Origin of the sequence: Pseudomonas sp. NPDC087817 (genome assembly GCF_044742875.1) — a bacterium.
Lineage (GTDB): Bacteria > Pseudomonadota > Gammaproteobacteria > Pseudomonadales > Pseudomonadaceae > Aquipseudomonas.
Genome location: NZ_JBIUVJ010000049.1, coordinates 1 through 21,808 on the forward strand (window position 1 = coordinate 1; position 21,808 = coordinate 21,808).

Here is a 21,808-nt window from a genome sequence, read left to right on the forward strand (position 1 = left end):
CAGGCATTCACGCCGGCGGCGCACCTGTTCGCCCTCGGCGACCAGACGCGAGTCGATGACCTTGGTGTCGTTGGCACCGCAGAAGGGACAGTGCATGGTGGCTGGCAACAAAAAAAGGGAGGGCCATGGTAGCGCATCCCGGTGGCAAGACAAGCCATAGGGTTTGCGGTATACAGACGGGCATGATCGTTTGATCCATGGATTTCATTTTGCCGGAGCCGCCAATGCCTTTACGTCCGCTCGTTTTGCTCAGTCTTTTCAGCCTGCTGGTGGCCTGTGGCAGCGATGCGCCCAAGCCGCAACCGCCGACGCCGGGACCTGCGCCTCAACAGGCACAGAAAAAAGCCAAGGAGGCCGCCGACCTCGGCCCGCTGCCCGCCTATCAGCGCGAATTGAGCGGCACCCTGCAAGGCGTACCGGCGGGCGCCGAAGTCGAACTGGCGTTATTGGTGATCGATGAAAAGGATCGTCCGCAACAATTGCTCGCCAGTTCCAGCCTGATCGGCAACAACCAGATCCTGCCGTTTCGCCTGCGCTTCAACCCGGACGCGTTTCCGGCCGGGGCACGGGTTGAGCTACGCGGCCGCGCCAGCCAGTCCGGCCAGTTGATCCTGCACCTGCCGTCGCAGACCATCACTCAGCCGACCACGCAGGCGCTGGGCCAACTGCAATTTGTCAAAGCACCATGAATGCACCGCTCGACCTGCAACAGGCCTTAGGTGAATTGCTCGGCGACGCCAGACTCAAGGCCTGTGCGTTGCCGGACACCGATTTAAAGCTGTGGCTGATCGACGGCGACAACATGGCCCGCGAATTCAGTCAGGAAGAAACCCAGCGAATCCTGCACGAACCGCCGTACTGGAGTTTTTGCTGGGCCAGTGGACTGGCAGTGGCGCGTTATCTGGTCGAGTTTCCAGAATGGGTTCGTGGCAAACGCGTGCTGGATTTCGGCGCAGGGTCCGGCATCGCCGGGATTGCCGCAGTGAAGGCCGGGGCACTGGAAGTGGTGGCCTGCGATCTCGATCCGCTGGCGATCGCCGCGTGCCGGGCGAATGCCGAACTCAACGATGTGCAGATGAGTTATTCGACGGACTTTTTTGCCGAAGCGGATCGCTTTGATCTGATCCTGGTGGCGGATGTCTTGTATGACCGGGCGAATTTGCCGTTGCTTGATGCGTTTCTCAGCCGTGGCCGTGAAGCGTTGGTGGCGGATTCGCGGGTTCGGGACTTTCAGCATCCTTTGTATGAGCGGATTGAGATGCTTGAGGCGATGACCTTGCCGGATCTGGCGGAGCCTGAAGAGTTTCGCCATGTCAGCCTGTACCACGCCCGGCGCTGACTAAAAAGCATCGCGGGCAAGCCCGCTCCCACAGTGACCGAGTCGAACCGAGATTTTGTATACGACACAGAACCCTGTGGGAGCGGGCTTGCCCGCGATGGCGTCCTCCCTGACAACTCATCTCTAACTTCCGGCCACACCCCACCAAGCCGTATAGTTGCCCCATCCACGCTTTGACGAGATCCCCCATGAGTGAGCCAACGCCGTACATCTTCGACGCCACGACTGCCGATTTCGACCAGTCGGTAATCGAAGCCTCTTTCAACAAACCTGTGCTGGTGGATTTCTGGGCCGAATGGTGTGCGCCGTGCAAAGCGCTGATGCCGATGCTGCAAGGCATTGCCGAGAGCTATCAGGGCGAACTGCTGCTGGCCAAGGTCAACTGCGACATCGAGCAAGACATCGTCGCCCGTTTCGGTATTCGCAGCCTGCCGACCGTGGTGCTGTTCAAGGACGGGCAACCGGTCGACGGTTTTGCCGGGGCACAACCGGAATCCGCCGTACGCGCCTTGCTTGAGCCGCATGTGCAGATGCCGGCGCCGACTGCTGCCGATCCATTCGAACAGGCTCAGGCCTTGTTTGATGACGGCCGTTTCGCCGATGCCGAAGCGGCGCTGGTGGTCATGCTCAATGAAGACAACACCAACGCCAAGGCGCTGATCCTCTACGCCCGCTGCCTGACCGAACGCGGTGAACTGGACGAAGCGCAAACCGTGCTCGACGCGGTCAAGAGCGATGAGCACAAGGCCGCTCTGGCCGGGGCCAAGGCGCAGATCAAGTTTCTCGGCCTTGCCCGCGACCTGCCGGACGCTGCCGACCTGAAAGCGCGTTTGGCGAAAGATCCGCAGGACGATGAAGCTGTCTATCAACTGGCGATTCAGCAACTGGCTCGTCAGCAGTACGAAGCCGCGCTGGAGGCACTGCTCAAGCTGTTCATCCGCAATCGCAGCTATGGCGAAGGTTTGCCGCACAAGACCTTGCTGCAAGTGTTCGAGTTACTTGGTAACGATCATCCGTTGGTGAATGTGTACCGTCGCAAGGTGTTTGCCGCGCTTTATTAAGATCAAGAGATCGCAGCCTTCGGCAGCTTACGTTTCTCCTGTAGGAGCTGCCGCAGGCTGCGATCTTTTACGGTCTACTCGATCCAGCTGTAGAGCGGCGTATCTGCGCCGCTCACCACTTTCACATCCGAACTATGGCGCAAACGCACCAACAGGCGCTTGCCTGAAACCGCGCTGCCCGTCAGCCCTTCCAGTTGTTCGAGCAGATCCGGCCCGCTGAGCTGGCCAGCCTTGCGCAGCAAATCCCTGGCGACCTGCCACAAGGCATCGTCCTGATTCAGCGGTTTCGCCACTGGCACCGAAGCGGTTGCCGCTTGAGCGATCTGCGGCTGTGCGCCAAGGGCCGAGCCCAGCTTCGCCCAATCGCTGTCATCCAGTTCCACTGTCAAATCCACCGGCACGTCACCGACGGTTCCGCGTATCCGCAACATTGAGTTCGCTCCCGCACATTTCTGACCTGCATGCTCCCACGGGACTTGTGTAACGCCAAGCGCACCTGCATCACATGCGTCTGACACTTATCACGCAATCATCTACATTGCTCTCTTTCCCTTGGAAAGGATGCCCATGTCTTCAGGACGAAAACTGGCCTCGAAGGGAGGCCCAATCTGATGCAGCCACAAAGGCATCAAGTGTCACCCGCTCAAATGAACCGCCTGTTTTGGGTACTCCTGACAATTGTGCTTCCGCTGATCGCGGGTTGGCGTTTTTGGTCGCCTGTCGACCTTTCATCGTGCCAACGCGACGCGACTGCATCAGGGCCACTTACCGCATTCATTCGTGACTACTTTGAGCACAACGCTCGTATCGACTGGCGGGACATGGATGACCGTTTCGACATACTTTCCACTGCCGAAGGCCAAAAGATTGCTGGCCAATCACAGCTGTACACCTGCGAAGCGCTGCAGATACTGCAAAGCCCGGCGTTCAGTCAGAGTGAAAAAATATTCACTACGGCGTTGATGTTCCATTTGCCGATCAGTCAGTACATGGGTTTCATGGATCACAGCCATCAACTCTACACAGAGCACAGCATCGATCGGGAAGTGATGAAGCTTGTGGTACTGCCGCGCGGAACAGCAATCAACTACTGGTGGCTTCCGGCTTGGCGCCAGCGCTTCACTCGCGATGCCCCGCACGTACTCGATGCAAATCTGACCAGGCATGTGCTCTCGGGCCATTACTGGTTCGACTATCCAGGTGCAGGCTTCTGACTCTACAAGCATGACCTGCAATCTACGCACCGCTCTGGAATCTGTCCCGGGCGGAGCTCAGTCTTGCCTTGCGCAAAACGGAGCGCACGGGCAAACTCTGCGCACTTTCGTTATAAGATTACATAACAAACTCTTCACTTTACTTCCCGGAGACCGCCATGCGTCGTCTGCTGCTCGCTTTGCCGTTTGCCCTGTTGCCGCTGGCCATCGCCCATGCTGCCGATGAGCATGATCACGACCATGAACACGGCAGCCTCGGCGCTCACGAACACGGTGTCGGTCGCCTCAATGCCGCACTCGATGGCCAGACCCTGGAACTGGAGTTGGAAAGCCCGGCGATGAATCTGGTCGGATTTGAACACGTCGCCAGCACTGACGCCGACAAAGCCAAAGTCGCCGCCGCCCGCGCTCAGCTTGAGAAGCCATTGGCCCTGTTCAATCTGCCGGCCGCTGCCGGTTGCAAAGTGGTCAGCCAGGAACTGGAAAGCCCGTTGTTCGGTGACAAGCCGGATGCCGACGACCATGACGACGATGAAGCGGCCAAGGACGGTCACGAACATCACCACGACCACAGCGAAATCCATGCGCACTATCAGTTCAACTGCGCGGCCCCGGGTGCACTGAAGACGCTGGATCTGGCGAACATCTTCAATACCTTCCCGGCCACCCAGAAGATTCAGGTACAACTGATCAGCGCGAGCGGCCAGCAAGGCACCGAAGTGACGGCCAAGGCTGCTGCGCTGAAATTCTGAATCCTGTAGAGATCCCCTATAGGAGTGAGCCTGCTCGCGATGACGCTGGCACATTCGGCAACCATGCTGACTGACCCACCGCCATCGCGAGCAGGCTCACTCCTACACAAGGGCCACTCAACTATCCGACCGGTTTCAAATGACCCAAGCACTCATCGAACTGTCCGACCTGGGCTTCAGTTGGCCCGGTCACCCGCCGCTGCTGGACATCCCGGCGTTTCGTCTGGAGCCGGGTGAAACCCTGTTCCTCAAAGGCCCCAGCGGCAGCGGCAAGACCACCCTGCTCGGCCTGCTCGGCGGCGTGCAGAAGCCCGATCGCGGCAGCATTCGCCTGCTCGGCCAGGAGCTGACCGAACTCTCCGCCGGCGCCCGCGATACCTTCCGCGTCGATCACACCGGCTACATCTTTCAGCAATTCAACCTGCTGCCCTTCCTCTCGGTGCGCGAAAACGTCGAGTTGCCCTGCCACTTTTCCAAACTACGCGCCGAGCGGGCGAAACAGCGTCACGGCAGCGTCGATCAAGCCGCGGCCACGTTGCTCGCGCACTTGGGTCTGAAGGATGAAAGCATCCTCAGTCGTCGTGCCGATTCGCTGTCGATTGGTCAGCAACAACGAGTCGCCGCCGCCCGTGCATTGATCGGCCAACCGGAACTGGTGATCGCTGACGAGCCGACTTCGGCACTGGATTACGACGCCCGGGAGAACTTCATCCGCCTGTTGTTCGCCGAATGCCGCGAGGCCGGTTCCAGTCTGTTGTTCGTCAGCCACGACCAGAGCCTGGCGCCACTGTTCGACCGTCACCTGTCCCTGGCCGAGCTCAATCGCGCCGCCACGTCTGCCGAGGTCTGAGATGTATTTGTTTCGTCTGGCCATGGCCAGCCTGGCCAACCGCCGTTTTACTGCGTTGCTCACTGCCTTCGCCATTGCCCTGTCGGTGTGCCTGCTGCTCGCCGTAGAACGGGTGCGCACCGAAGCCAAAGCCAGTTTCGCCAGCACCATCAGCGGCACCGACCTGATCGTCGGCGCCCGTTCCGGCTCGGTGAACCTGTTGCTGTACTCGGTGTTCCGCATCGGCAACGCCACCAATAACATCCGCTGGGACAGCTTCGAACATTTCGCCAACAACCCGAAAGTGAAGTGGGCGATCCCGATGTCCCTGGGTGATTCCCATCGCGGCTATCGTGTGATGGGCACCACCGAAGCCTATTTCGAGCACTACCAGTACGGCCGCCAGCAGCATCTGCAACTGGCCGATGGTCGCGCCTTCGCCACCGATCCGTTTGAAGTGGTGCTGGGTGCCGAAGTGGCCGAGGCCCTGCATTACAAACTCGGCGACCAACTGGTGCTGGCCCACGGTGTGGCGGCGATCAGTCTGGTCAAGCACGACGACAAGCCGTTCACTGTGGTCGGCATTCTCAAGCGCACCGGCACCCCGGTAGATCGCACGCTGCACATCAGCCTCGGTGGCATGGAAGCAATTCACATTGACTGGCACAACGGCGTGCCGGCGCGGGGCAACGGCCGGATCACGGCGGATCAGGCACGCAACATGGACCTGACGCCGCAAGCGATCACCGCGTTCATGCTCGGCCTCAACAGCAAGATTTCCACCTTTGCCCTGCAACGCGAGATCAACGAGTTCCGTGGCGAACCGATGCTGGCGATCCTGCCGGGCGTGGCCCTGCAGGAATTGTGGAGCCTGATGAGCACTGCTGAAAAAGCCTTGTTCGTGGTCTCGCTGTTCGTGGTACTGACCGGGTTGATCGGCATGCTCACGGCGATTCTCACCAGCCTCAACGAACGGCGTCGAGAGATGGCGATCCTGCGTTCGGTCGGCGCAAGACCGTGGCACATCGCGAGCCTGCTGGTACTGGAAGCCTTTGCCTTGGCGTTGACCGGGGTGATCGCCGGGCTGGCGTTGCTGTACATCGGCATCGCCGCTGCGCAAAGTTATGTGCAGGCCAATTACGGCTTGTATCTGCCGCTGGCGTGGCCGAGCGAGTATGAATGGACGCTGCTCGGTGGCATTCTGGCGGCCGCGCTGCTGATGGGCAGCGTGCCGGCCTGGCGCGCGTATCGCCAATCTCTGGCCGATGGCCTGTCGATCCGTTTATGAGGATGTTCACCATGCCCCGCGCCGTGCTTGCGCTGTTATTGCTGGTCACCCTGCCCGTTTGGGCCGCGGCGCCGAAGGACCTGACCTGGTCGGAAATGATCCCGCCGGACGCCGCGCCGGAAGTGCCGAATATGACCCCGCTGCACGACCTGTCGAAGATGAGCGATGCGCTGTCCGCTGAATCTGCGCCAGCGGCCAGACAGGACATGCCGAACGCGCCGGTGGTGCAATCACTCGACGGTCAGAACATTCGTTTGCCGGGCTACATCGTGCCGCTGGAAGTCAATGAAGAAGGGCGTACCACGGACTTCTTGCTGGTGCCGTACTTCGGCGCGTGCATCCATGTGCCGCCACCGCCGTCGAACCAGATCGTGCATGTGAAAAGCGAACTCGGCGTGAAGCTCGATGAGCTGTATCAGCCGTATTGGGTCGAGGGGCCGTTGCAGGTCAAGGCGTCGAGCAGTGAACTGGCGGATGCCGGGTATCAGATGGATGCCGACAAGATTTATGTGTATGAGCTGCCGGAGTGAGCCCGACAGTTCTGTGCGGTTTGTAGGGACCTCATCGCTGGCAAGCCAGCTCCCACAGGTTTTGTGAGTGATACAAGTTTTGTGAACGACTCGATCACTGTGGGAACTGGCTTGCCAGCGATGAGGCCCTCAAAGGTTCCACAAGAAATCATCCCTTCACTGTTTCATTGAGCTGAGTCAAAAGACCGTATCAGTTGGCTTCGTACCATAGGACATCAAACATTTTTAACGTCCTTTCGGAGCCCCCATGAACAAGTCCTTGCTCAGCGCTTCGCTGTTTGCTCTCGCGCTCGCAGCCCCGCTCGCCCACGCTCACGATGCCGGTGACATCCTGATCCGTGCCGGTGCAATCACCGTCAATCCGAAGGCCGACAGCTCCAGCGTCAAGGTCGATCAGGGTCCGCTGAGCGGCACCAACCTGGGCGGCAAGGCGACCATGAGCAGCGACACTCAACTGGGCCTGAACTTCGCTTACATGCTCACCGACCACGTCGGTATCGAGTTGCTCGCGGCCACGCCGTTCGAACATGACGTGAAGATCAAAGGCACTGCCCTGCCAGCCGCCAATGGCAAGCTGGGTACGCTGAAGCACCTGCCACCGACTCTCAGCGTCGTCTACTACCCACTGGATTCGAAGTCGCCGTTCCAACCGTATGTCGGCGGCGGCATCAACTACACCTGGATCTACGACGAGCACGTCGGCAGCGAAGCCAGTGCCAATGGTTTCAGCAACTTCAAGGCGAAAAACTCTTGGGGTCTGGCCTGGCAGGTCGGTGCTGACTACATGCTGACCGACAACATCATGCTCAACGCCCAGGTGCGCTACATCGATATCGATACCCGCGCGACTGTGGAGAACAACGCCGTTGCGCCGGGCACTCGCGCACGGGTGAACGTAGACGTTGATCCATTTGTGTACATGGTCGGTCTGGGCTACAAGTTCTAAGGAACATTCGCGTGGTGGTGAATGCGGGCTAATGTGGCGAGGGAGCTTGCTCCCGCTGGGCTGCGAAGCGCCCCCAAAACAGGCACTAGCGGTGCTTCAGAAAAAACGCAGATTGGATTGGCGACTGCTACGCAGTCGAGCGGAAGCAAGCTCCCTCGCTACAGGGATCGCATCTGAGTCAAAGCGATACCCCGCCCACAAAAAAGGCGCCTGCAAAGGCGCCTTTTTTGTTTCTGCGTTTTATCTTCCCAGCAACCGCGCCAGACCCACGCTCATCGGCGTCTGCTCTGGCATCTTGAATCGCTCCAGCAGGCGCCCGTTGTTCGCACGCGAATGACGGATGTCGCCGGAACGAGCCGGGGCGTAGCTGATCGCAGGCAGCTCGCCGACCACTTTCTGCAATTCGGCGAGCATCTGCTTCAGGCTCATCGCCTGATTCCAGCCGGCATTCACCGGACCGACTTCCACTTCAGGCTTCTCGAGCGCCTGCACCAGAAGAGCAACCAGATCCTCGACATAGAGAAAGTCGCGCGTCTGCTCGCCATCGCCGAACACGGTGATCGGCAAGCCTTTCTGCGCACGCTCGCTGAAAATGCTGATGACGCCGGAGTACGGCGAGGACGGATCCTGGCGCGGGCCGAAGATATTGAAGAAACGAAAAATCGCCGGATCCAGACCGTGCTGGCGGCGATAGAAGTCGAAGTAATACTCGCCCGCCAGTTTGTCTGACGCGTAGGGCGTCAGCGGCGCCTTGGGCGTGTCTTCATCAATCGACTCGCCCTCGCCATTGTTGCCGTAAACCGCCGCACTGGAGGCGTACACCACGCGTTTGACGCCGGCCAGACGCATGGCTTCGCAGACATTCAGCGTGCCGATGAAATTGCTCTGATGAGTCTTCACCGGATCGTCCACCGACGCCTGCACCGAGGCGACTGCTGCCAGGTGAACGACCGCGCTGCAACCTTGCACCGCCTGGGCAACCAGTGCCGCATCGGCGACATCGCCGACAATCAGCTCGACCCGAGGATTATCCAGCGGCAGATTGCTGCGTTTGCCGGTCGACAGATCGTCGAGGATTCGCACCGAGTGCCCCTTGGCGAGCAAGGCATCCGTCAGGTGCGAACCGATGAAACCGGCGCCGCCGGTGATTAAAACAGTACCTTCAGCCATGGCGATAAAACCTATCCAGTAAGCCCGGGAGAGCGGCACGCCAGGCGCGCGGCTTGATCCCGAAAGTGTGTAGAATTTTTTTGCAGGCGAGCACCGCGTGTTGCGGTTCCTCGGCTGCGTCAGGGCGCGCGGCGTGAGCCTGCGCGGTGGGTGCTTCGATGGCCAGCGCATGCAGGCTGCGGGCTTCGGTCAGAATCGCCTGGCCCAGCGCCAGCGGGGTGGTCGCCTCGTGGCCGGCGTAATGATACGTACCCCACAGCGGCGCCGCGCAATCGAGTTGCTTGAGCACCGAAATAATCACCCGTGCGGCGTCGTCGACCGGGGTCGGATTGCCCCGGCGGTCGTCGGCCAGAAGCAATTCTTCCGGTTGCTCGGCACGGGCGAGGAAACGTCCGAGGGTGCCATCAGGGCTGTCATCGAGCAGCCAGCCGAAACGCAACAGAACGTGCTGCGGGCAGGTCGCGCGCACGCTTTGTTCGATCCGCCACAACGCCTGACCGCGCAGGCCCAGTGGCACCGGTTCGTCTTTTTCGCTGTATGCAGTGGCACGCGAACCGTCGAACACCCGATAACTGGACGGTTGCACGAGGACGATATTGTGGTGCTGGCACAGTTCGGCGAGCCGCTCGATGGCGCGTTCCTGCCCGGCCATGCGGCTTTCGCTGACCGTCTCGGCCTGAAACCAGTCGAAATAGTAGGCGAGATTGATCAACGCATCGGGACGAGTATCGTCGAGAAGTTGCGTCAGGCTCGCGGCATCCCAGCCGTCTTCGGGCGGGCGGGGGGCGAGGAAACCGATGTCTTCCTCCGCACCGAGGCGAATCAGCGCCTGCCCAAGGGCATTTCCGCCGCCCAGTAACATAAGGCGCATTCGCATAAAGTCAGCAGGCCCAGTCTGATAGGAACGATGGCTTTGACGACGGGACTTGTGGAACCGTCGTCGATAATTGCCGGAATCGTTGCATTTTGCGGGTTTAGTGCGCAACCGTCATCCGTAAAGTGTAGATCCCCTGATTTATGCTGTGGCTATTGGCCCCATCGCTGGCAAGCCAGCTCCCACAGGATTTGTGTACAGCGCCAACCCTGTGGGAGCTGGCTTGCCAGCGATGAGGCCGTGATGGCCAGTGGAGATCCCAGCGGTACTTGCATCTTCCCGCCCTCACCCGCATAACTTGTCCCATGAATCTGCCCCTTCCCACGGACGCGGCGCTGGCAGGCTTTCACCCCGCCGTCAGCGCCTGGTTCAGCAGCACTTTCCCGACGGTCACCGCCGCCCAGGCCCGCGCATGGCCGCTGATCCGCCAGCGCCGCTCGACGCTGATTGCCGCACCGACCGGTTCGGGCAAAACCCTCACCGCATTCCTCGCCGTGCTCGACGATCTCGTCCACCGGGGCCTGGCAAACCCTGACGGACTGCCCGATGAGACCCTGGTGGTCTATGTCTCGCCGCTCAAGGCGCTGTCCAACGACATTCGCATCAACCTGCAAAATCCGCTGGCCGGGATCACCGAGCAACTGCGCCAGATGAACCTGCCGGAACTGCACATCACTACCGCCGTGCGCACCGGCGACACCCCGCAAAAAGAACGCGCCGCCATGCGCAAGACCGCTCCGCACATTCTGGTGACCACCCCGGAATCGCTCTACGTGCTGCTTGGTTCAGAATCAGGCCGGAAAATGCTCGGCACCACGCGCACGGTGATCATCGACGAAATCCACGCGATGGCCGCCGGCAAGCGCGGCAGTCATCTGGCCTTGAGCCTGGAGCGGCTGCAAGCGCTGTGCGCCGAACCGCTGACCCGCATCGGCCTGTCCGCCACGCAGAAACCGGTGGCTGCCGTGGCGCAATTCCTCGTCGGCAGCGATCGCCCCTGCGAAATCATCGACATCGGCCATGCGCGCCCACGGGATCTGGGGATCGAAGTACCGCCCGTGCCGTTGTCGGCGGTCATGGCCAACGATGTCTGGGAGCTGGTTTACGAGCGCCTCGCCGAACTTGCCCGCGAACACCGCACCACGCTGATTTTCGTCAACACCCGCCGCCTCGCCGAACGCCTGAGCCGCCACCTCAGCGAGCGTCTCGGCAAACACGCGGTGGCGGCGCACCACGGCAGTCTGGCCAAGGAATTTCGTCTCGACGCCGAACAGCGGCTCAAGCGTGGCGAACTGCAAGTGCTGATCGCCACCGCGTCACTGGAACTGGGTATCGATATCGGCGAAGTCGACCTGGTCTGCCAAATCGCCTCGCCGCGCTCCATCGCCGGATTTCTGCAACGGGTCGGGCGCTCCGGCCACCAGGTCGGCGGTACGCCCAAGGGGCGCTTGTTCGCCACCACCCGTGACGACCTGATCGAGTGCGCCGCCCTGCTCGACTGCGTGCGCCGTGGCGAACTCGACACCCTGCACATCCCCGAAGCACCGCTGGACGTGTTGGCGCAGCAGATCATCGCCGAAGTCAGTTGCCAGGAATGGCCGGAAGACGCGCTGCTGGCGATGTTCCGCAAAGCCTCGCCTTATCGCGATCTCGACGAAAAACACTATCAGGCCCTGCTGGCGATGCTCGCCGAGGGCTACAACGGCCGTCAGGGCATTCGCAGCGCTTACCTGCATCGCGACGCGGTCAGCCGCACCTTGCGCGGCCGGCGCGGCTCGCAACTGACGGCGGTGACCAGCGGCGGCACTATCCCGGACAACGCCGATTACAGCGTGATGCTCGAGCCCCAAGGCCTGAACATCGGCAGCGTCAATGAAGACTTCGCGGTGGAAAGCATCGCCGGCGATGTTTTTCAGCTCGGCAACACCTCCTACCGAATCCTGCGGGTGGAAACCGGTAAGGTGCGGGTCGAGGATGCACAAGGTCAGCCACCGACCATTCCGTTCTGGCTCGGCGAAGCGCCGGGGCGCAGCGATGAACTGTCCTCGGCGGTGGCGCGCCTGCAAGCGACGCTCGACGAATTGCTCGGCGCCAGCCCCGGCAATCTGCAACCGGCGCTCGACTGGCTGACCCACACCCTCGGTCTCAACCGCGCCAGCGCCGAACAACTGGTCGAATACCTCGCTCGCGCACGCCAGACCCTTGGCGCCCTGCCCTCGCAAGACACGTTGCTGATGGAGCGGTTTTTCGACGAGTCCGGCGGTACCCAACTGATCATCCATTCGCCGTTCGGCAGCCGCATCAACCGTGCCTGGGGTCTGGCCCTGCGCAAGCGTTTCTGCCGCATCTTCAACTTCGAGTTGCAGGCGGCGGCCAGTGAAGATGCGATCGTGCTGTCGCTGTCCACCAGTCACAGTTTCGAGCTTGATGATGTCTGGCGTTATCTGCACAGCAACAACGCCGAGCACACCCTGATTCAAGCGGTGCTTGATGCGCCGCTGTTCGGCGTGCGCTGGCGCTGGAATGCCGGCGTGGCGCTGGCGTTGCCGCGTTTTACCGGCGGGCGCAAAGTCGCGCCGCAATTACAGCGAATGAAGAGTGAAGACCTGATCGCCAGTGTGTTTCCAGATCAGATCGCCTGCCTGGAAAACCTCGCCGGTGAGCGGGAAATCCCCGAACATCCACTGGTGGAACAGACCCTCGACGATTGCCTGCACGAGGCGATGGACAGCGACGGCTGGCTCCATCTGCTACGGCGCATGGAGCGTGGCGAGGTGCGTTTGATCAGCCGTGATCTGCCGGCACCGTCTCCGCTGGCGGCAGAGATTCTCAGCGCCCGTCCCTACACCTTTCTCGATGACGCGCCGCTGGAAGAACGGCGCACCCAAGCGGTGATCAACCGGCGCTGGAGCGATCCGCAATCCACCGATGATCTGGGTGCGCTGGATACCGACGCGATCAACGCGGTGCGTGAAGAAGCCTGGCCGACGCCCGCGAACATCGATGAAATGCATGAAGCACTGATGAGCCTTGCCTGCATCAGCGACCGTGAAGTTCAGGCGGGCGAACACTGGCGCGAATGGCTCCACACGTTGACTGCGAGCGATCGCGCCTGCCACTTGGTCGTTCCGCCAGTAACGGCAAAAGAACAGCTTCGCGAGCAGGCTCGCTCCCACATTCAACCGCGTTCCGCCAGTTGGAACACAGTCAACTGTGGGAGCGAGCCTGCTCGCGAAGACGGCCTCACAGTCACTACACTTCCACAGCCTCGCTCGTTGTGGCTGGCCCGAGAGCGCCTGACGTGCCTGCAAGCGCTTTATCCACAGGCCACGCTGCAACCGCCGCAACAAGCACTGCCCGGGTTCGATGAGGTCTGGACGTTCGATGACGCATTGGTTGAAGTGATCCGCGCCCGACTCGGCGCCTTCGGTCCGCTGCCGTTAGCCGCGATTGCCGAACCACTCGCGTTGCCGACACCGCAGGTCAATCAGGCCCTCGCGCAACTGGAACGCGAGGGTTATGTATTACGCGGTCAATTCACGCCGGGATCGGCAGTGGAAGAATGGTGCGAGCGCCACTTGCTGGCGCGGATTCATCGCTACACGGTCAAGCGCCTGCGCCGGGAAATCGAGCCGGTGGCGTTGCAGGACTTCATGCGGTTTCTGTTCGACTGGCAGCATCTGGCCCCCGCCACGCAAGGCCAGGGCAGCGCCGTGCTGCCGGCAATTGTCGGTCAGTTCGAAGGCTATGCGGCGGCCGCATCGGCGTGGGACAGCGACATCCTCCCGGCGCGGCTGAAGGACTACTCGCCGAGCTGGCTGGATGATTTGTGCCGCAGCGGCAAACTGGTGTGGACGCGCCTCAGTGCCCGCCAGAAAGTCAGCGGCACGGCATTGCGCAGCACGCCGATTGTGCTGCTGCCGCGCAGCCAGGTCGGGTTATGGAGTGCACTGGCCGAACAGACGCCGGCCAGCGAACTGTCGCCGAAAACCCAGAAGGTGTTCGAAGCATTGAGTCAGCACGGCGCACTGTTTTTCGATGAGTTGATTCATGAGGCGCATCTGCTGCGCAGCGAACTGGAAATCGCCTTGCAGGAACTGGTCGGCGCAGGGTTGGTGAATGCCGACAGCTTCGCCGGCCTGCGCGCGCTGATCACCCCGGCGAGCAAGCGCCAGCAGCGTAGCAGTCGTCGCGGACGCGGCGCGTTTGTCGGCGGCATGGACGATGCCGGGCGTTGGGCTTTGCTGCGGCGCGGGCAGGCTGTGGACAACAATCAAACTCTGGACCATGTCGCGATGACTTTGCTGCGCCGCTACGGCGTGGTGTTCTGGCGCCTGCTGGAACGTGAGGCCGACTGGTTGCCGAGCTGGCGTGAGTTGCTGCGTACCTTTCATCGACTGGAAGCACGCGGCGAGATTCGTGGCGGGCGGTTTGTCAGTGGCTTGGCCGGTGAACAGTTTGCCTTGCCCGAAGCGATTCCATTGCTGCGTGAAGTACGGCGGCGGCCGCACGACGGGAGTTTGATTGCGGTGTGCGGGGTTGATCCGCTGAACCTGGCCGGGACGTTGTTGCCGGGGGTGAAAGTGCCGGCGCTGGCGAGCAATCGGTTGGTGTATCGGGATGGGTTGCCAGCGGCGGCGGTGATTGCCGGCAAACCACAGTTTTGGCTGGAACTGGATCAGATCTCGATGGAACAGATGCGCAGCAGACTTATCCGGCATTGAGGTTGGTTGTTCTGGCCTCATCGCTGGCAAGTCGAATCGTCGCACCGCAGCTCCCACAGTGATTTGTGGTGTGCCTTCTATTCCAGCATCACCCGGTACCCTGTGGGAGCTGGCTTGCCAGCGATAGGGCCAGCACTCACACCACAAATCCCCCAGTCAAGTCCGCGACTCCTGCGGCAACTCGGTCGCGATTACCTCCTGCGGCTGCCGCTTCGGCAACAAAACCTGCTGTGGATAAGTCTGCGCAAAATGCACCGTCGGGTTGTTATCCACAAGCTTCTTCAACCGCTGGTTGAACGCACGACTCACCGCATACTGCCCGCCCGACACCGTACGGAACTGCGCCGTCAGTACCACGCCGTTCAGATCCATCTTGTCCACGCCAAACACATCCAGCGGCCCTTGCAGGTTGTACTTGAGGAACGGGTCTTCGCGGATCGAATCACCGGTCTCGCGGATCAATTCGATAGCCTTGTCGACATCCGTGTCATAGGTGAACTGCACCGAGAAAAACGCATAGGCGAATTGCCGCGATTGATTGGTGACAGCCTTGATCTGGCCGAACGGCACCGAGTGCACAAAACCCTTGCCGTCACGCAGACGCAGGGTGCGGATGGTCAGCCCTTCCACCGTGCCGGCATGTCCGGAATCGAGCACCACCCAGTCGCCGATCGACAAGGTGTCTTCAATGATGATGAACAGACCGGTGATCACGTCCTGCACCAGTTGCTGTGAGCCGAAGCCGATGGCCAGACCGACCACCCCGGCACCGGCCAACAGCGGCGCGACGTTGATCCCCAGATTGGCCATGGTGGTGATCGCGCAGATCACCACGAGAATGATTTTGATCGCATTGCGCAGCAGCGGCAGGATGGTTTTCACCCGAGTGCTGGGCTGGCGCGCGGCGCGTTTACTGAGTGGCGGTTTCAGGGCTTCCTGAATCGCCGTGTCGAGCACCACCCACAACAACCACGTCACCAGAAAGATCAGGCCGATGCTGCTCAAGGCGTTACTGATTGCCCGCCCGACCGTGCTGCTCTGGGCGAAATCGAGCAGCGATACGCCCCAGATCCGCCCGAGGATATCGATGAAGGCAATCGCGATAACGATCCGCAGCAACGCGTGCAACAGGCTGAGAAAGCGCTCCTTGTAGGCGCTGCTGCGTTGTAACGCCTCGGCTTTTCGCGACTTGAACAGGTGCTGCAGGATGGTGCTGAGAAACACCGTGCCGATCAACAGCACCGTGGTGAACAACGCGCAGCGCAGGGCCTTTTGATTGTCCTCGCCAATGCCGATCAGATTGACCGCCGAGACCAGCACCATCAATACAATCGGCCAGTACCAAAGCCCGGAAAAAATCCGCAGCGACTCCTGCAATGACGGTTGTTTCAACCGCTGGCTCAAAGGCCGGTTGCGGATCAGATGCGCCACCGGACGGCGCAGGCGAATCACCAGCAAACCGAAGATGATCGAAGCGATCAACCCGGTGAACACCGCGATGCTGCTGGTGATGTTGCCGCCCAGTTGCCGGGCGATCTGCGGGCTGGTCAGTGCGTCGCTGAGGGCGGCGAGGAAGCCGATCAGGAAAAGCGGGCGCGGGCAGTAGTCACGAATGATCTTCGCCGCCGGGCGTTTGTGGCCGACGTTGAACATCACCACCACGCACAACAACATCGAGGTGGAAAAGATGCCGCTGCTGGTGGCGTAGGCCAGGCATAGCGCCAGCGCACGCCCCACCGAAGCTTGCAGAAAATGGCTGACGTACAGGGTCAGCGGCAGGCAGATCAGCGCCGGCACGGTGTACGGCAGCAAATAACCGAGCAGGTCCTGACTGCGCTGACGGGTGCGAAACCAGCGGCTCTCGCGCAGGCGTTTGGCAGACAGACTGCCGAGTACGGTCAACAGCGCAAAGGCGCCCAGCCACACCCCGGACAGCGTCAGGAAATCCCCGGCGACGCTCCAGCCCGAGCGGTTCGAGGGTTGATTGACCAGTTTGTCGACTTCGTCCGCCGCACGATCGGCGCGCAGGCGCCAGGCGTCGACCAGATGCTCGTTGAGATCGAGTTTGTCCTGGACGTCGTCAATGCTCGAACTGATGGCGCCGAGCAGGCCGCCCTGCACGAGGGGCTCGGGTTTGGCCGGCTCTTCAGCAGCGGCCGGAACGCCCGGCAGCGCGGCGGCTTCGAGTTCGTTGGCACCTAGAAACAACAATGCTCCCAGCAGAATGGCGATCCTGAACTTGATCAAAACTCCGATCTCCCGTTGGCTGAACGTGTAAGGAACTGATCGGTGAATGGCGGACAAGTTCGGTTTTTGCCTCAATAACCCACTGAACCCACAGTAAGCCCTCTGAATGCCATTTTTTTGAAACCTTCCCCTGTGGCGAGGGGATTTATCCCCGATAGGCTGCGAAGCGGCCCCAAGCCTGAAATCCCTTTTTCCAGCTAGAGCGAGTTGGCTGGTTTGCGAATGCTGCGCAGCCGATCGGGGATAAATCCCCTAGCCACAAAGGCTCTCTCCAAGATGATGATTTCAACAATGACAGTCATCTGGCATTGGGATATTTGCGCTCAAGACAAATATCAAATGCCCATCCCCGTATTTTTCCGCACAACCCAAACCCCGACACTGCGCTCCATCGAAACCTCTACCGGAGTGCCGTCATGCCCATTGCCTTGCTCGCGCTGCCCCTCAGCGCTGGTCACTGATTCAAAAAAAATCCCATGTGCAGGGGCTTTTGCGGTGTTTTCAAGAATGCACCGTCCGTAACGCCGTCGAAACTTTCCCGAACCGTGCGCAGTCATCAGCAGACAGAGGCTGTACGAGGACTTTCAACGGGAGGGCGGCATGGCAACGATTCACATCGGTATTTCCGGCTGGCGCTACGCTCCGTGGCGCGGGGATTTCTACCCGAAAGGACTGGCGCAAAAGCGCGAATTGCAGTTCGCCTCGCGGGCCGTCAACAGCATCGAAATCAATGGATCGTTCTACGCCCTGCAACGGCCCGAACGCTATGCGCAGTGGTACGTCGAAACGCCCGATGACTTCGTTTTCAGCGTCAAGGCGCCGCGTTTCATTACCCACATTCGCCGCTTGCGCGAGATCGAAAAACCGCTGGCGAATTTCTTCGCCTCCGGGGTGCTGGAGTTGAAGGAAAAGCTTGGCCCGATCCTTTGGCAATTCCCGCCCAACTTCAAATTCGACGCCGAACGCTTCGAACATTTCCTCGCCCTGCTGCCCCACGACACCGAGGCGGCTGCCGCCCTTGCCCGTCAGCACGATTCCCATCTGCATGGCCACGCCAGCATGAAAGCCTGGCGCAAAAAACCACTGCGCCATGCCGTGGAAATCCGTAACGACAGCTTCATCGACCCTGACTTCGTGCGCATGTTGAAACGCTACAACACCGCACTGGTGATCGCCGACACCGGCGGCAAGTGGCCGTACCGCGAGGACGTGACCAGCGATTTCGTCTACCTGCGCCTGCACGGTGCCGAAGAACTGTACGCCAGCGGCTACACCGCCCCCGCGCTCAAACGCTGGGAAGAGCGGATCGACGCCTGGCACCACGGCCAGCAACCGAAAGACGCGCACTTGATCGCACCACGGGTAAAACCCCGGGCGCGAAAATCCCGCGAAGTATTTTGCTATTTCGACAACGACATCAAAGTCCGCGCGCCGTACGACGCACGTGATCTGCTGCATCGTTTCGACCTCGATGGAGGACTCGCCACCACCTCCGGCGAACCCGCCGGCGAAGGGGTGCTGGCATGAGTATTCCAGAGCCGGTCGGTTTCACTGACGAAGGTGCCGAGGTCGCGTCATCCGTGCGCTGTTTCACCGTGCTGACGGTCAACACCCACAAGGGTTTCACTGCACTGAACCGGCGTTTCATTCTGCCGGAGTTGCGCGAAGCAGTGCGCAGCGTAGCCGCCGACGTGGTGTTTCTGCAGGAAGTCCATGGCACCCACGAGCACCATCCCCAGCGTTACGACAACTGGCCAAAGATGCCGCAATACGAATTCCTCGCCGACAGCCTCTGGCCGCAGTTCGCCTACGGGCGCAACGCGGTGTACCCGGAGGGTGACCACGGCAATGCGCTGCTGTCGAAATTCCAGATCATCCGTCACGACAACCTCGATGTGTCGATCAGCGGCCACGAGAATCGCGGCTTGTTGCATTGCGTGCTGCGCCTGCCCGGTGACGGCGTCGAGGTCCATGCGATCTGCGTGCATCTGGGCCTGCGTGAAAGCCACCGCAACGCGCAGCTCGGCTTGCTCATGCAACGCCTCGCCGAATTGCCGGACGACGCGCCGGTGATTGTCGCCGGCGATTTCAATGATTGGCGCCAGCGTGCCAGCGAATTGCTCAAACCTTGTGGTCTGCGCGAAGTATTCGCCGAGCATCACGGCAAACCGGCGCGAAGTTTTCCGGCACGGCTGCCCGCGCTACGGCTGGACCGCATCTACGTGCGCAACCTCAAGGCCCGCCAGCCGAAAGTCCTGGCGAACCGGCCCTGGTCACACCTTTCCGACCACGTACCGCTATCGGTGGAGATCGAACTATGAGCAGCGCACCGCTGGAGAAGTCCGCCGTGGAACCGATCAGCATCAATCCGCCGATCCGCGAGCCCGGTCAGGTCGATGTCGAGTACCACTGGCAGGGCAACAACCGCGTCGAACTGTTGGAAAACGGCGAGGAATATTTCCCGCGAGTGTTCGAAGCGATGCGGGCGGCGAAGAGTGAAATCCTGCTCGAGACCTTCATCGTTTTCGAAGACAAGGTCGGCGCCGAACTACAGGAGATTCTGATCGATGCCGCGCAACGTGGTGTGCGCACCACCGTCAGCCTCGATGGCTTCGGTTGTGGCGAACTCACCAGCGGTTATCTCTCGGCGCTGAGCGATGCCGGCGTACACCTGCAAATCTTCGATCCGGCCCCCAAACACCTGGGCTTTCGCACTAACTGGTTCCGCCGTTTGCACCGCAAGATCGTGGTGGTCGACGGCTTGATCGCGTTCATTGGCGGGATCAATTTTTCCGGCGATCACTTGTTGGATTTTGGCCCGGAAGCCAAGCAGGATTACGCGGTCGAAATCCAGGGACCGGCGGTGGCCGACATCCATCATTTTGCCCTGCTGCAAAGCGGTCGCCCCGGACGAGCGCGGTTCTGGTGGCAGCGCCGGCGCCAGCGCCGCGCAGATATGGCCTTCACTGAACACGACGGCCAGGTACGACTGGTGTTTCGCGATAACGACCAGCACCGCAGCGATATCGAAGAGGTGTATTTGCAGGTCCTGCGCCGCGCCAAGCGCCGGGTGGTCATTGCCAACGCCTACTTTTTCCCCGGCTATCGCCTGCTGCGTGAAATCCGCAACGCCGCACGGCGCGGCGTCGAGGTGCGGCTGATCCTGCAAGGTCAGCCGGACATGCTGGTGGCGAAACTCGCGGCGCGCATGACCTACGACTATCTGCTCAAGGCCGGCGTGCAGATCCATGAATACTGCCAGCGGCCGTTACACGGCAAAGTCGCGTTGGTGGACGAGGAATGGAGCACCGTCGGCTCGAGCAATCTCGACCCGCTGAGCCTGTCGTTGAACCTCGAAGCCAACGTGCTGATCCGCGACCGCGCGTTCAATCAGGAACTGTTCCGATGCCTCGAAGACCTCAGCCAGAATCACTGCAAAGCCATGGACGCCAGCAAGTCGCCGCGCGGGCGGGTCTGGCACATGACCGTGGGTTTTCTGGTGTTCCACTTTTTGCGGCATTTTCCGGCGATGGCCGGTTGGCTGCCTGCGCACAAACCGAGGCTCAAGCCGTTTCGAGGTAATCGCTCATGAGCCGTTCTGAAGCCCATCCGCATCAGCAATCAGCGTCAGCCACTCACTCACACTGGAGTAAATGGAAGCGTCCGCTGACGGTGCTGTTTTTTCTCGCGTTGATCGTGCTGCTGACAATGTTCGCCCGCCGCATCGAATGGGCCGAAGTGTTGCAGACCCTCGCTGACTTCAAAGTGCGCACGCTGATCATCGCCGCCAGCGTGACGTTGCTGAGTTTTCTGACTTACGCCAGTTTCGACCTGATCGGCCGTACTTACATCCGCCAGGACCTGACCTGGAAACAGATCCTGCCGGTGGGGATCATCAGCTACGCGTTCAACCTCAATCTCAGCGCCTGGGTCGGCGGCATCGCCATGCGTTACCGGCTGTATTCGCGCCTCGGCGTAAGCAAAAGCAACATCGCCAAGATTCTCGGCCTGAGCCTGGCGACCAACTGGTTTGGCTACATGACCATCGCCGGCGTGGTGTTCAGCAGCGGATTGGTGAGCATGCCGCCGGGCTGGAAAATCAGCACCACAGCGTTGCAAGGCATCGGTGTGCTGTTGCTGCTGATCAGCGCCGGGTATCTCGCGGCGTGCCAATTTTCCAAGCGCCGTGAATGGTCGATTCGTGGCGTGGAAATCAACCTGCCATCGCTGCGCATGGCGGTGTTGCAGTTGCTGCTGGGCGCGTTGAACTGGTCGCTGATGGCCGCGGTGATTTTCACGTTGCTGCCGAGCAAACTCGACTATCCGTTGGTGCTTGGGGTGTTGTTGATCAGTGCGATTGCCGGGGTCATCACCCATATTCCGGCGGGGCTCGGGGTACTGGAAGCGGTGTTTGTGGCGCTGCTGCAACATGAGGCGTCGCGGGGCAGTCTGGTGGCGGGGTTACTGGCGTATCGGGCGATTTATTTTCTGCTGCCGTTACTGATTACGCTGGTGATGTATCTGCTGGTGGAGGCGAAGGCCAAGTCGCTGCGGATCGAAAAGAAACCTTCCTGACATTCTTGTAGAGGCTGATGGCACCATCGCTGGCAAGCCAGTTCCCATATTGGAATGCATTTTCCTGTGGATTGTTGAGGCTGAAGGCACCATCGCTGGCAAGCCAGCTCCCACATTTGGAATGCATTTCCCTGTGGATTGTTGAGGCTGATGGCACCATCGCTGGCAAGCCAGCTCCCACAATGGAATGCATTTTCCTGTGGATTGTTGAGGCTGAAGGCACCATCGCTGGCAAGCCAGCTCCCACATTGGAATGAAT

Annotated in this window: 18 protein-coding genes and 1 pseudogene; 14 read left to right on the forward strand and 5 right to left on the reverse strand. The window is 60.7% G+C overall.

Features of this window, described 5'->3' with window-relative positions; all coding sequences use genetic code 11:
- Window positions 1-96: pseudogene (locus ACIONG_RS23085) on the reverse strand (transcriptional regulator NrdR); the annotation flags it as partial.
- A gap of 128 nt (window positions 97-224) precedes the next feature.
- Here ACIONG_RS23085 and ACIONG_RS23090 point away from each other — a divergent pair.
- The 3 genes from ACIONG_RS23090 (at window position 225) to trxA (ending at window position 2,400) form a co-directional block, all read left to right on the forward strand.
- A complete protein-coding gene (locus tag ACIONG_RS23090; protein ID WP_103303777.1) occupies window positions 225-689 on the forward strand; it encodes a YbaY family lipoprotein in 465 nt (154 codons plus the stop codon).
- Complete coding sequence (locus tag ACIONG_RS23095) at window positions 686-1,339, forward strand: class I SAM-dependent methyltransferase (RefSeq protein WP_401302915.1); 654 nt, start codon at window positions 686-688, stop codon at window positions 1,337-1,339. The genes ACIONG_RS23090 and ACIONG_RS23095 overlap by 4 nt, the downstream gene beginning before the upstream one ends.
- A gap of 188 nt (window positions 1,340-1,527) precedes the next feature.
- Complete coding sequence (trxA, locus tag ACIONG_RS23100; RefSeq protein WP_401302917.1) at window positions 1,528-2,400, forward strand: thioredoxin; 873 nt, start codon at window positions 1,528-1,530, stop codon at window positions 2,398-2,400.
- A 74-nt stretch (window positions 2,401-2,474) separates the two neighbouring features.
- On the opposite strand, the gene ACIONG_RS23105 is transcribed toward trxA, so the two are convergent.
- Entirely contained in the window at window positions 2,475-2,831 is a 357-nt protein-coding gene (locus ACIONG_RS23105; protein WP_315445943.1) for a hypothetical protein, read from the reverse strand.
- 216 nt (window positions 2,832-3,047) lie between these two features.
- Between ACIONG_RS23105 and ACIONG_RS23110 the strand changes: the two genes are divergently transcribed.
- From ACIONG_RS23110 to ACIONG_RS23135, 6 genes are all read left to right on the forward strand, one after another.
- Window positions 3,048-3,614, forward strand: coding sequence for a hypothetical protein (locus ACIONG_RS23110; protein ID WP_401302919.1), 567 nt, complete (start codon window positions 3,048-3,050; stop codon window positions 3,612-3,614).
- Between the two features lie 158 nt (window positions 3,615-3,772).
- The gene (locus ACIONG_RS23115; RefSeq protein ID WP_103303738.1) at window positions 3,773-4,366 is read left to right on the forward strand and encodes a DUF2796 domain-containing protein; all 594 of its coding nucleotides are present in this window, start codon (window positions 3,773-3,775) and stop codon (window positions 4,364-4,366) included.
- A 139-nt stretch (window positions 4,367-4,505) separates the two neighbouring features.
- Window positions 4,506-5,216, forward strand: a complete 711-nt coding sequence (locus ACIONG_RS23120; RefSeq protein WP_103303739.1) for an ABC transporter ATP-binding protein — start codon at window positions 4,506-4,508, stop codon at window positions 5,214-5,216.
- 1 nt (window position 5,217) lies between these two features.
- Window positions 5,218-6,483 carry an ABC transporter permease gene (locus ACIONG_RS23125; protein ID WP_103303740.1) on the forward strand — a complete coding sequence of 422 codons (1,266 nt, stop codon included), beginning with the start codon at window positions 5,218-5,220 and terminating at the stop codon, window positions 6,481-6,483.
- Between the two features lie 11 nt (window positions 6,484-6,494).
- Window positions 6,495-7,013, forward strand: a complete 519-nt coding sequence (locus tag ACIONG_RS23130; protein WP_401302922.1) for a DUF3299 domain-containing protein — start codon at window positions 6,495-6,497, stop codon at window positions 7,011-7,013.
- Between the two features lie 247 nt (window positions 7,014-7,260).
- Complete coding sequence (locus ACIONG_RS23135) at window positions 7,261-7,959, forward strand: OmpW family protein (protein ID WP_103303741.1); 699 nt, start codon at window positions 7,261-7,263, stop codon at window positions 7,957-7,959.
- A 240-nt stretch (window positions 7,960-8,199) separates the two neighbouring features.
- On the opposite strand, the gene ACIONG_RS23140 is transcribed toward ACIONG_RS23135, so the two are convergent.
- On the reverse strand, window positions 8,200-9,129 hold the full coding sequence (locus tag ACIONG_RS23140) for an NAD-dependent epimerase/dehydratase family protein (RefSeq protein ID WP_401302924.1): 930 nt from the start codon (window positions 9,127-9,129) through the stop codon (window positions 8,200-8,202).
- On the reverse strand, window positions 9,122-10,006 hold the full coding sequence (locus ACIONG_RS23145) for a sugar nucleotide-binding protein (RefSeq protein WP_103303743.1): 885 nt from the start codon (window positions 10,004-10,006) through the stop codon (window positions 9,122-9,124). The genes ACIONG_RS23140 and ACIONG_RS23145 overlap by 8 nt, the downstream gene beginning before the upstream one ends.
- A 302-nt stretch (window positions 10,007-10,308) precedes the next feature.
- Here ACIONG_RS23145 and ACIONG_RS23150 point away from each other — a divergent pair, with 302 nt between their 5' ends.
- Window positions 10,309-14,727, forward strand: a complete 4,419-nt coding sequence (locus ACIONG_RS23150; protein ID WP_401302926.1) for a DEAD/DEAH box helicase — start codon at window positions 10,309-10,311, stop codon at window positions 14,725-14,727.
- 156 nt (window positions 14,728-14,883) lie between these two features.
- On the opposite strand, the gene ACIONG_RS23155 is transcribed toward ACIONG_RS23150, so the two are convergent.
- A complete protein-coding gene (locus ACIONG_RS23155) occupies window positions 14,884-16,974 on the reverse strand; it encodes a mechanosensitive ion channel family protein (protein ID WP_401302928.1) in 2,091 nt (696 codons plus the stop codon).
- A gap of 600 nt (window positions 16,975-17,574) precedes the next feature.
- On the opposite strand from ACIONG_RS23155, the gene ACIONG_RS23160 reads away from it, so the two are divergent.
- The 4 genes from ACIONG_RS23160 to ACIONG_RS23175 are packed head-to-tail and all read left to right on the forward strand — an operon-like array spanning window position 17,575 to window position 21,549.
- Entirely contained in the window at window positions 17,575-18,501 is a 927-nt protein-coding gene (locus ACIONG_RS23160; RefSeq protein ID WP_401302930.1) for a DUF72 domain-containing protein, read from the forward strand.
- On the forward strand, window positions 18,498-19,295 hold the full coding sequence (locus tag ACIONG_RS23165) for an endonuclease/exonuclease/phosphatase family protein (RefSeq protein WP_103303747.1): 798 nt from the start codon (window positions 18,498-18,500) through the stop codon (window positions 19,293-19,295). Before ACIONG_RS23160 ends, ACIONG_RS23165 begins: the two co-directional genes overlap by 4 nt.
- Entirely contained in the window at window positions 19,292-20,566 is a 1,275-nt protein-coding gene (gene clsB, locus ACIONG_RS23170) for a cardiolipin synthase ClsB (protein WP_401302932.1), read from the forward strand. The genes ACIONG_RS23165 and clsB overlap by 4 nt, the downstream gene beginning before the upstream one ends.
- Window positions 20,563-21,549: a lysylphosphatidylglycerol synthase domain-containing protein gene (locus ACIONG_RS23175; RefSeq protein WP_401302934.1), complete on the forward strand. Its 987-nt coding sequence runs from the start codon at window positions 20,563-20,565 to the stop codon at window positions 21,547-21,549. Before clsB ends, ACIONG_RS23175 begins: the two co-directional genes overlap by 4 nt.
- Window positions 21,550-21,808 lie beyond the last annotated feature (259 nt).

Bases quoted from the DNA above. Each gene is read 5' to 3' on its own strand.
- ACIONG_RS23090 (WP_103303777.1), top strand. From the start codon at position 225: ATGCCTTTACGTCCGCTCGTTTTGCTCAGTCTTTTCAGCCTGCTGGTG.
- ACIONG_RS23095 (WP_401302915.1), top strand. From the start codon at position 686: ATGAATGCACCGCTCGACCTGCAACAGGCCTTAGGTGAATTGCTCGGC.
- trxA (WP_401302917.1), top strand. From the start codon at position 1,528: ATGAGTGAGCCAACGCCGTACATCTTCGACGCCACGACTGCCGATTTC.
- ACIONG_RS23105 (WP_315445943.1), bottom strand. From the start codon at position 2,831: ATGTTGCGGATACGCGGAACCGTCGGTGACGTGCCGGTGGATTTGACA.
- ACIONG_RS23110 (WP_401302919.1), top strand. From the start codon at position 3,048: ATGAACCGCCTGTTTTGGGTACTCCTGACAATTGTGCTTCCGCTGATC.
- ACIONG_RS23115 (WP_103303738.1), top strand. From the start codon at position 3,773: ATGCGTCGTCTGCTGCTCGCTTTGCCGTTTGCCCTGTTGCCGCTGGCC.
- ACIONG_RS23120 (WP_103303739.1), top strand. From the start codon at position 4,506: ATGACCCAAGCACTCATCGAACTGTCCGACCTGGGCTTCAGTTGGCCC.
- ACIONG_RS23125 (WP_103303740.1), top strand. From the start codon at position 5,218: ATGTATTTGTTTCGTCTGGCCATGGCCAGCCTGGCCAACCGCCGTTTT.
- ACIONG_RS23130 (WP_401302922.1), top strand. From the start codon at position 6,495: ATGCCCCGCGCCGTGCTTGCGCTGTTATTGCTGGTCACCCTGCCCGTT.
- ACIONG_RS23135 (WP_103303741.1), top strand. From the start codon at position 7,261: ATGAACAAGTCCTTGCTCAGCGCTTCGCTGTTTGCTCTCGCGCTCGCA.
- ACIONG_RS23140 (WP_401302924.1), bottom strand. From the start codon at position 9,129: ATGGCTGAAGGTACTGTTTTAATCACCGGCGGCGCCGGTTTCATCGGT.
- ACIONG_RS23145 (WP_103303743.1), bottom strand. From the start codon at position 10,006: ATGCGAATGCGCCTTATGTTACTGGGCGGCGGAAATGCCCTTGGGCAG.
- ACIONG_RS23150 (WP_401302926.1), top strand. From the start codon at position 10,309: ATGAATCTGCCCCTTCCCACGGACGCGGCGCTGGCAGGCTTTCACCCC.
- ACIONG_RS23160 (WP_401302930.1), top strand. From the start codon at position 17,575: ATGGCAACGATTCACATCGGTATTTCCGGCTGGCGCTACGCTCCGTGG.
- ACIONG_RS23165 (WP_103303747.1), top strand. From the start codon at position 18,498: ATGAGTATTCCAGAGCCGGTCGGTTTCACTGACGAAGGTGCCGAGGTC.
- clsB (WP_401302932.1), top strand. From the start codon at position 19,292: ATGAGCAGCGCACCGCTGGAGAAGTCCGCCGTGGAACCGATCAGCATC.
- ACIONG_RS23175 (WP_401302934.1), top strand. From the start codon at position 20,563: ATGAGCCGTTCTGAAGCCCATCCGCATCAGCAATCAGCGTCAGCCACT.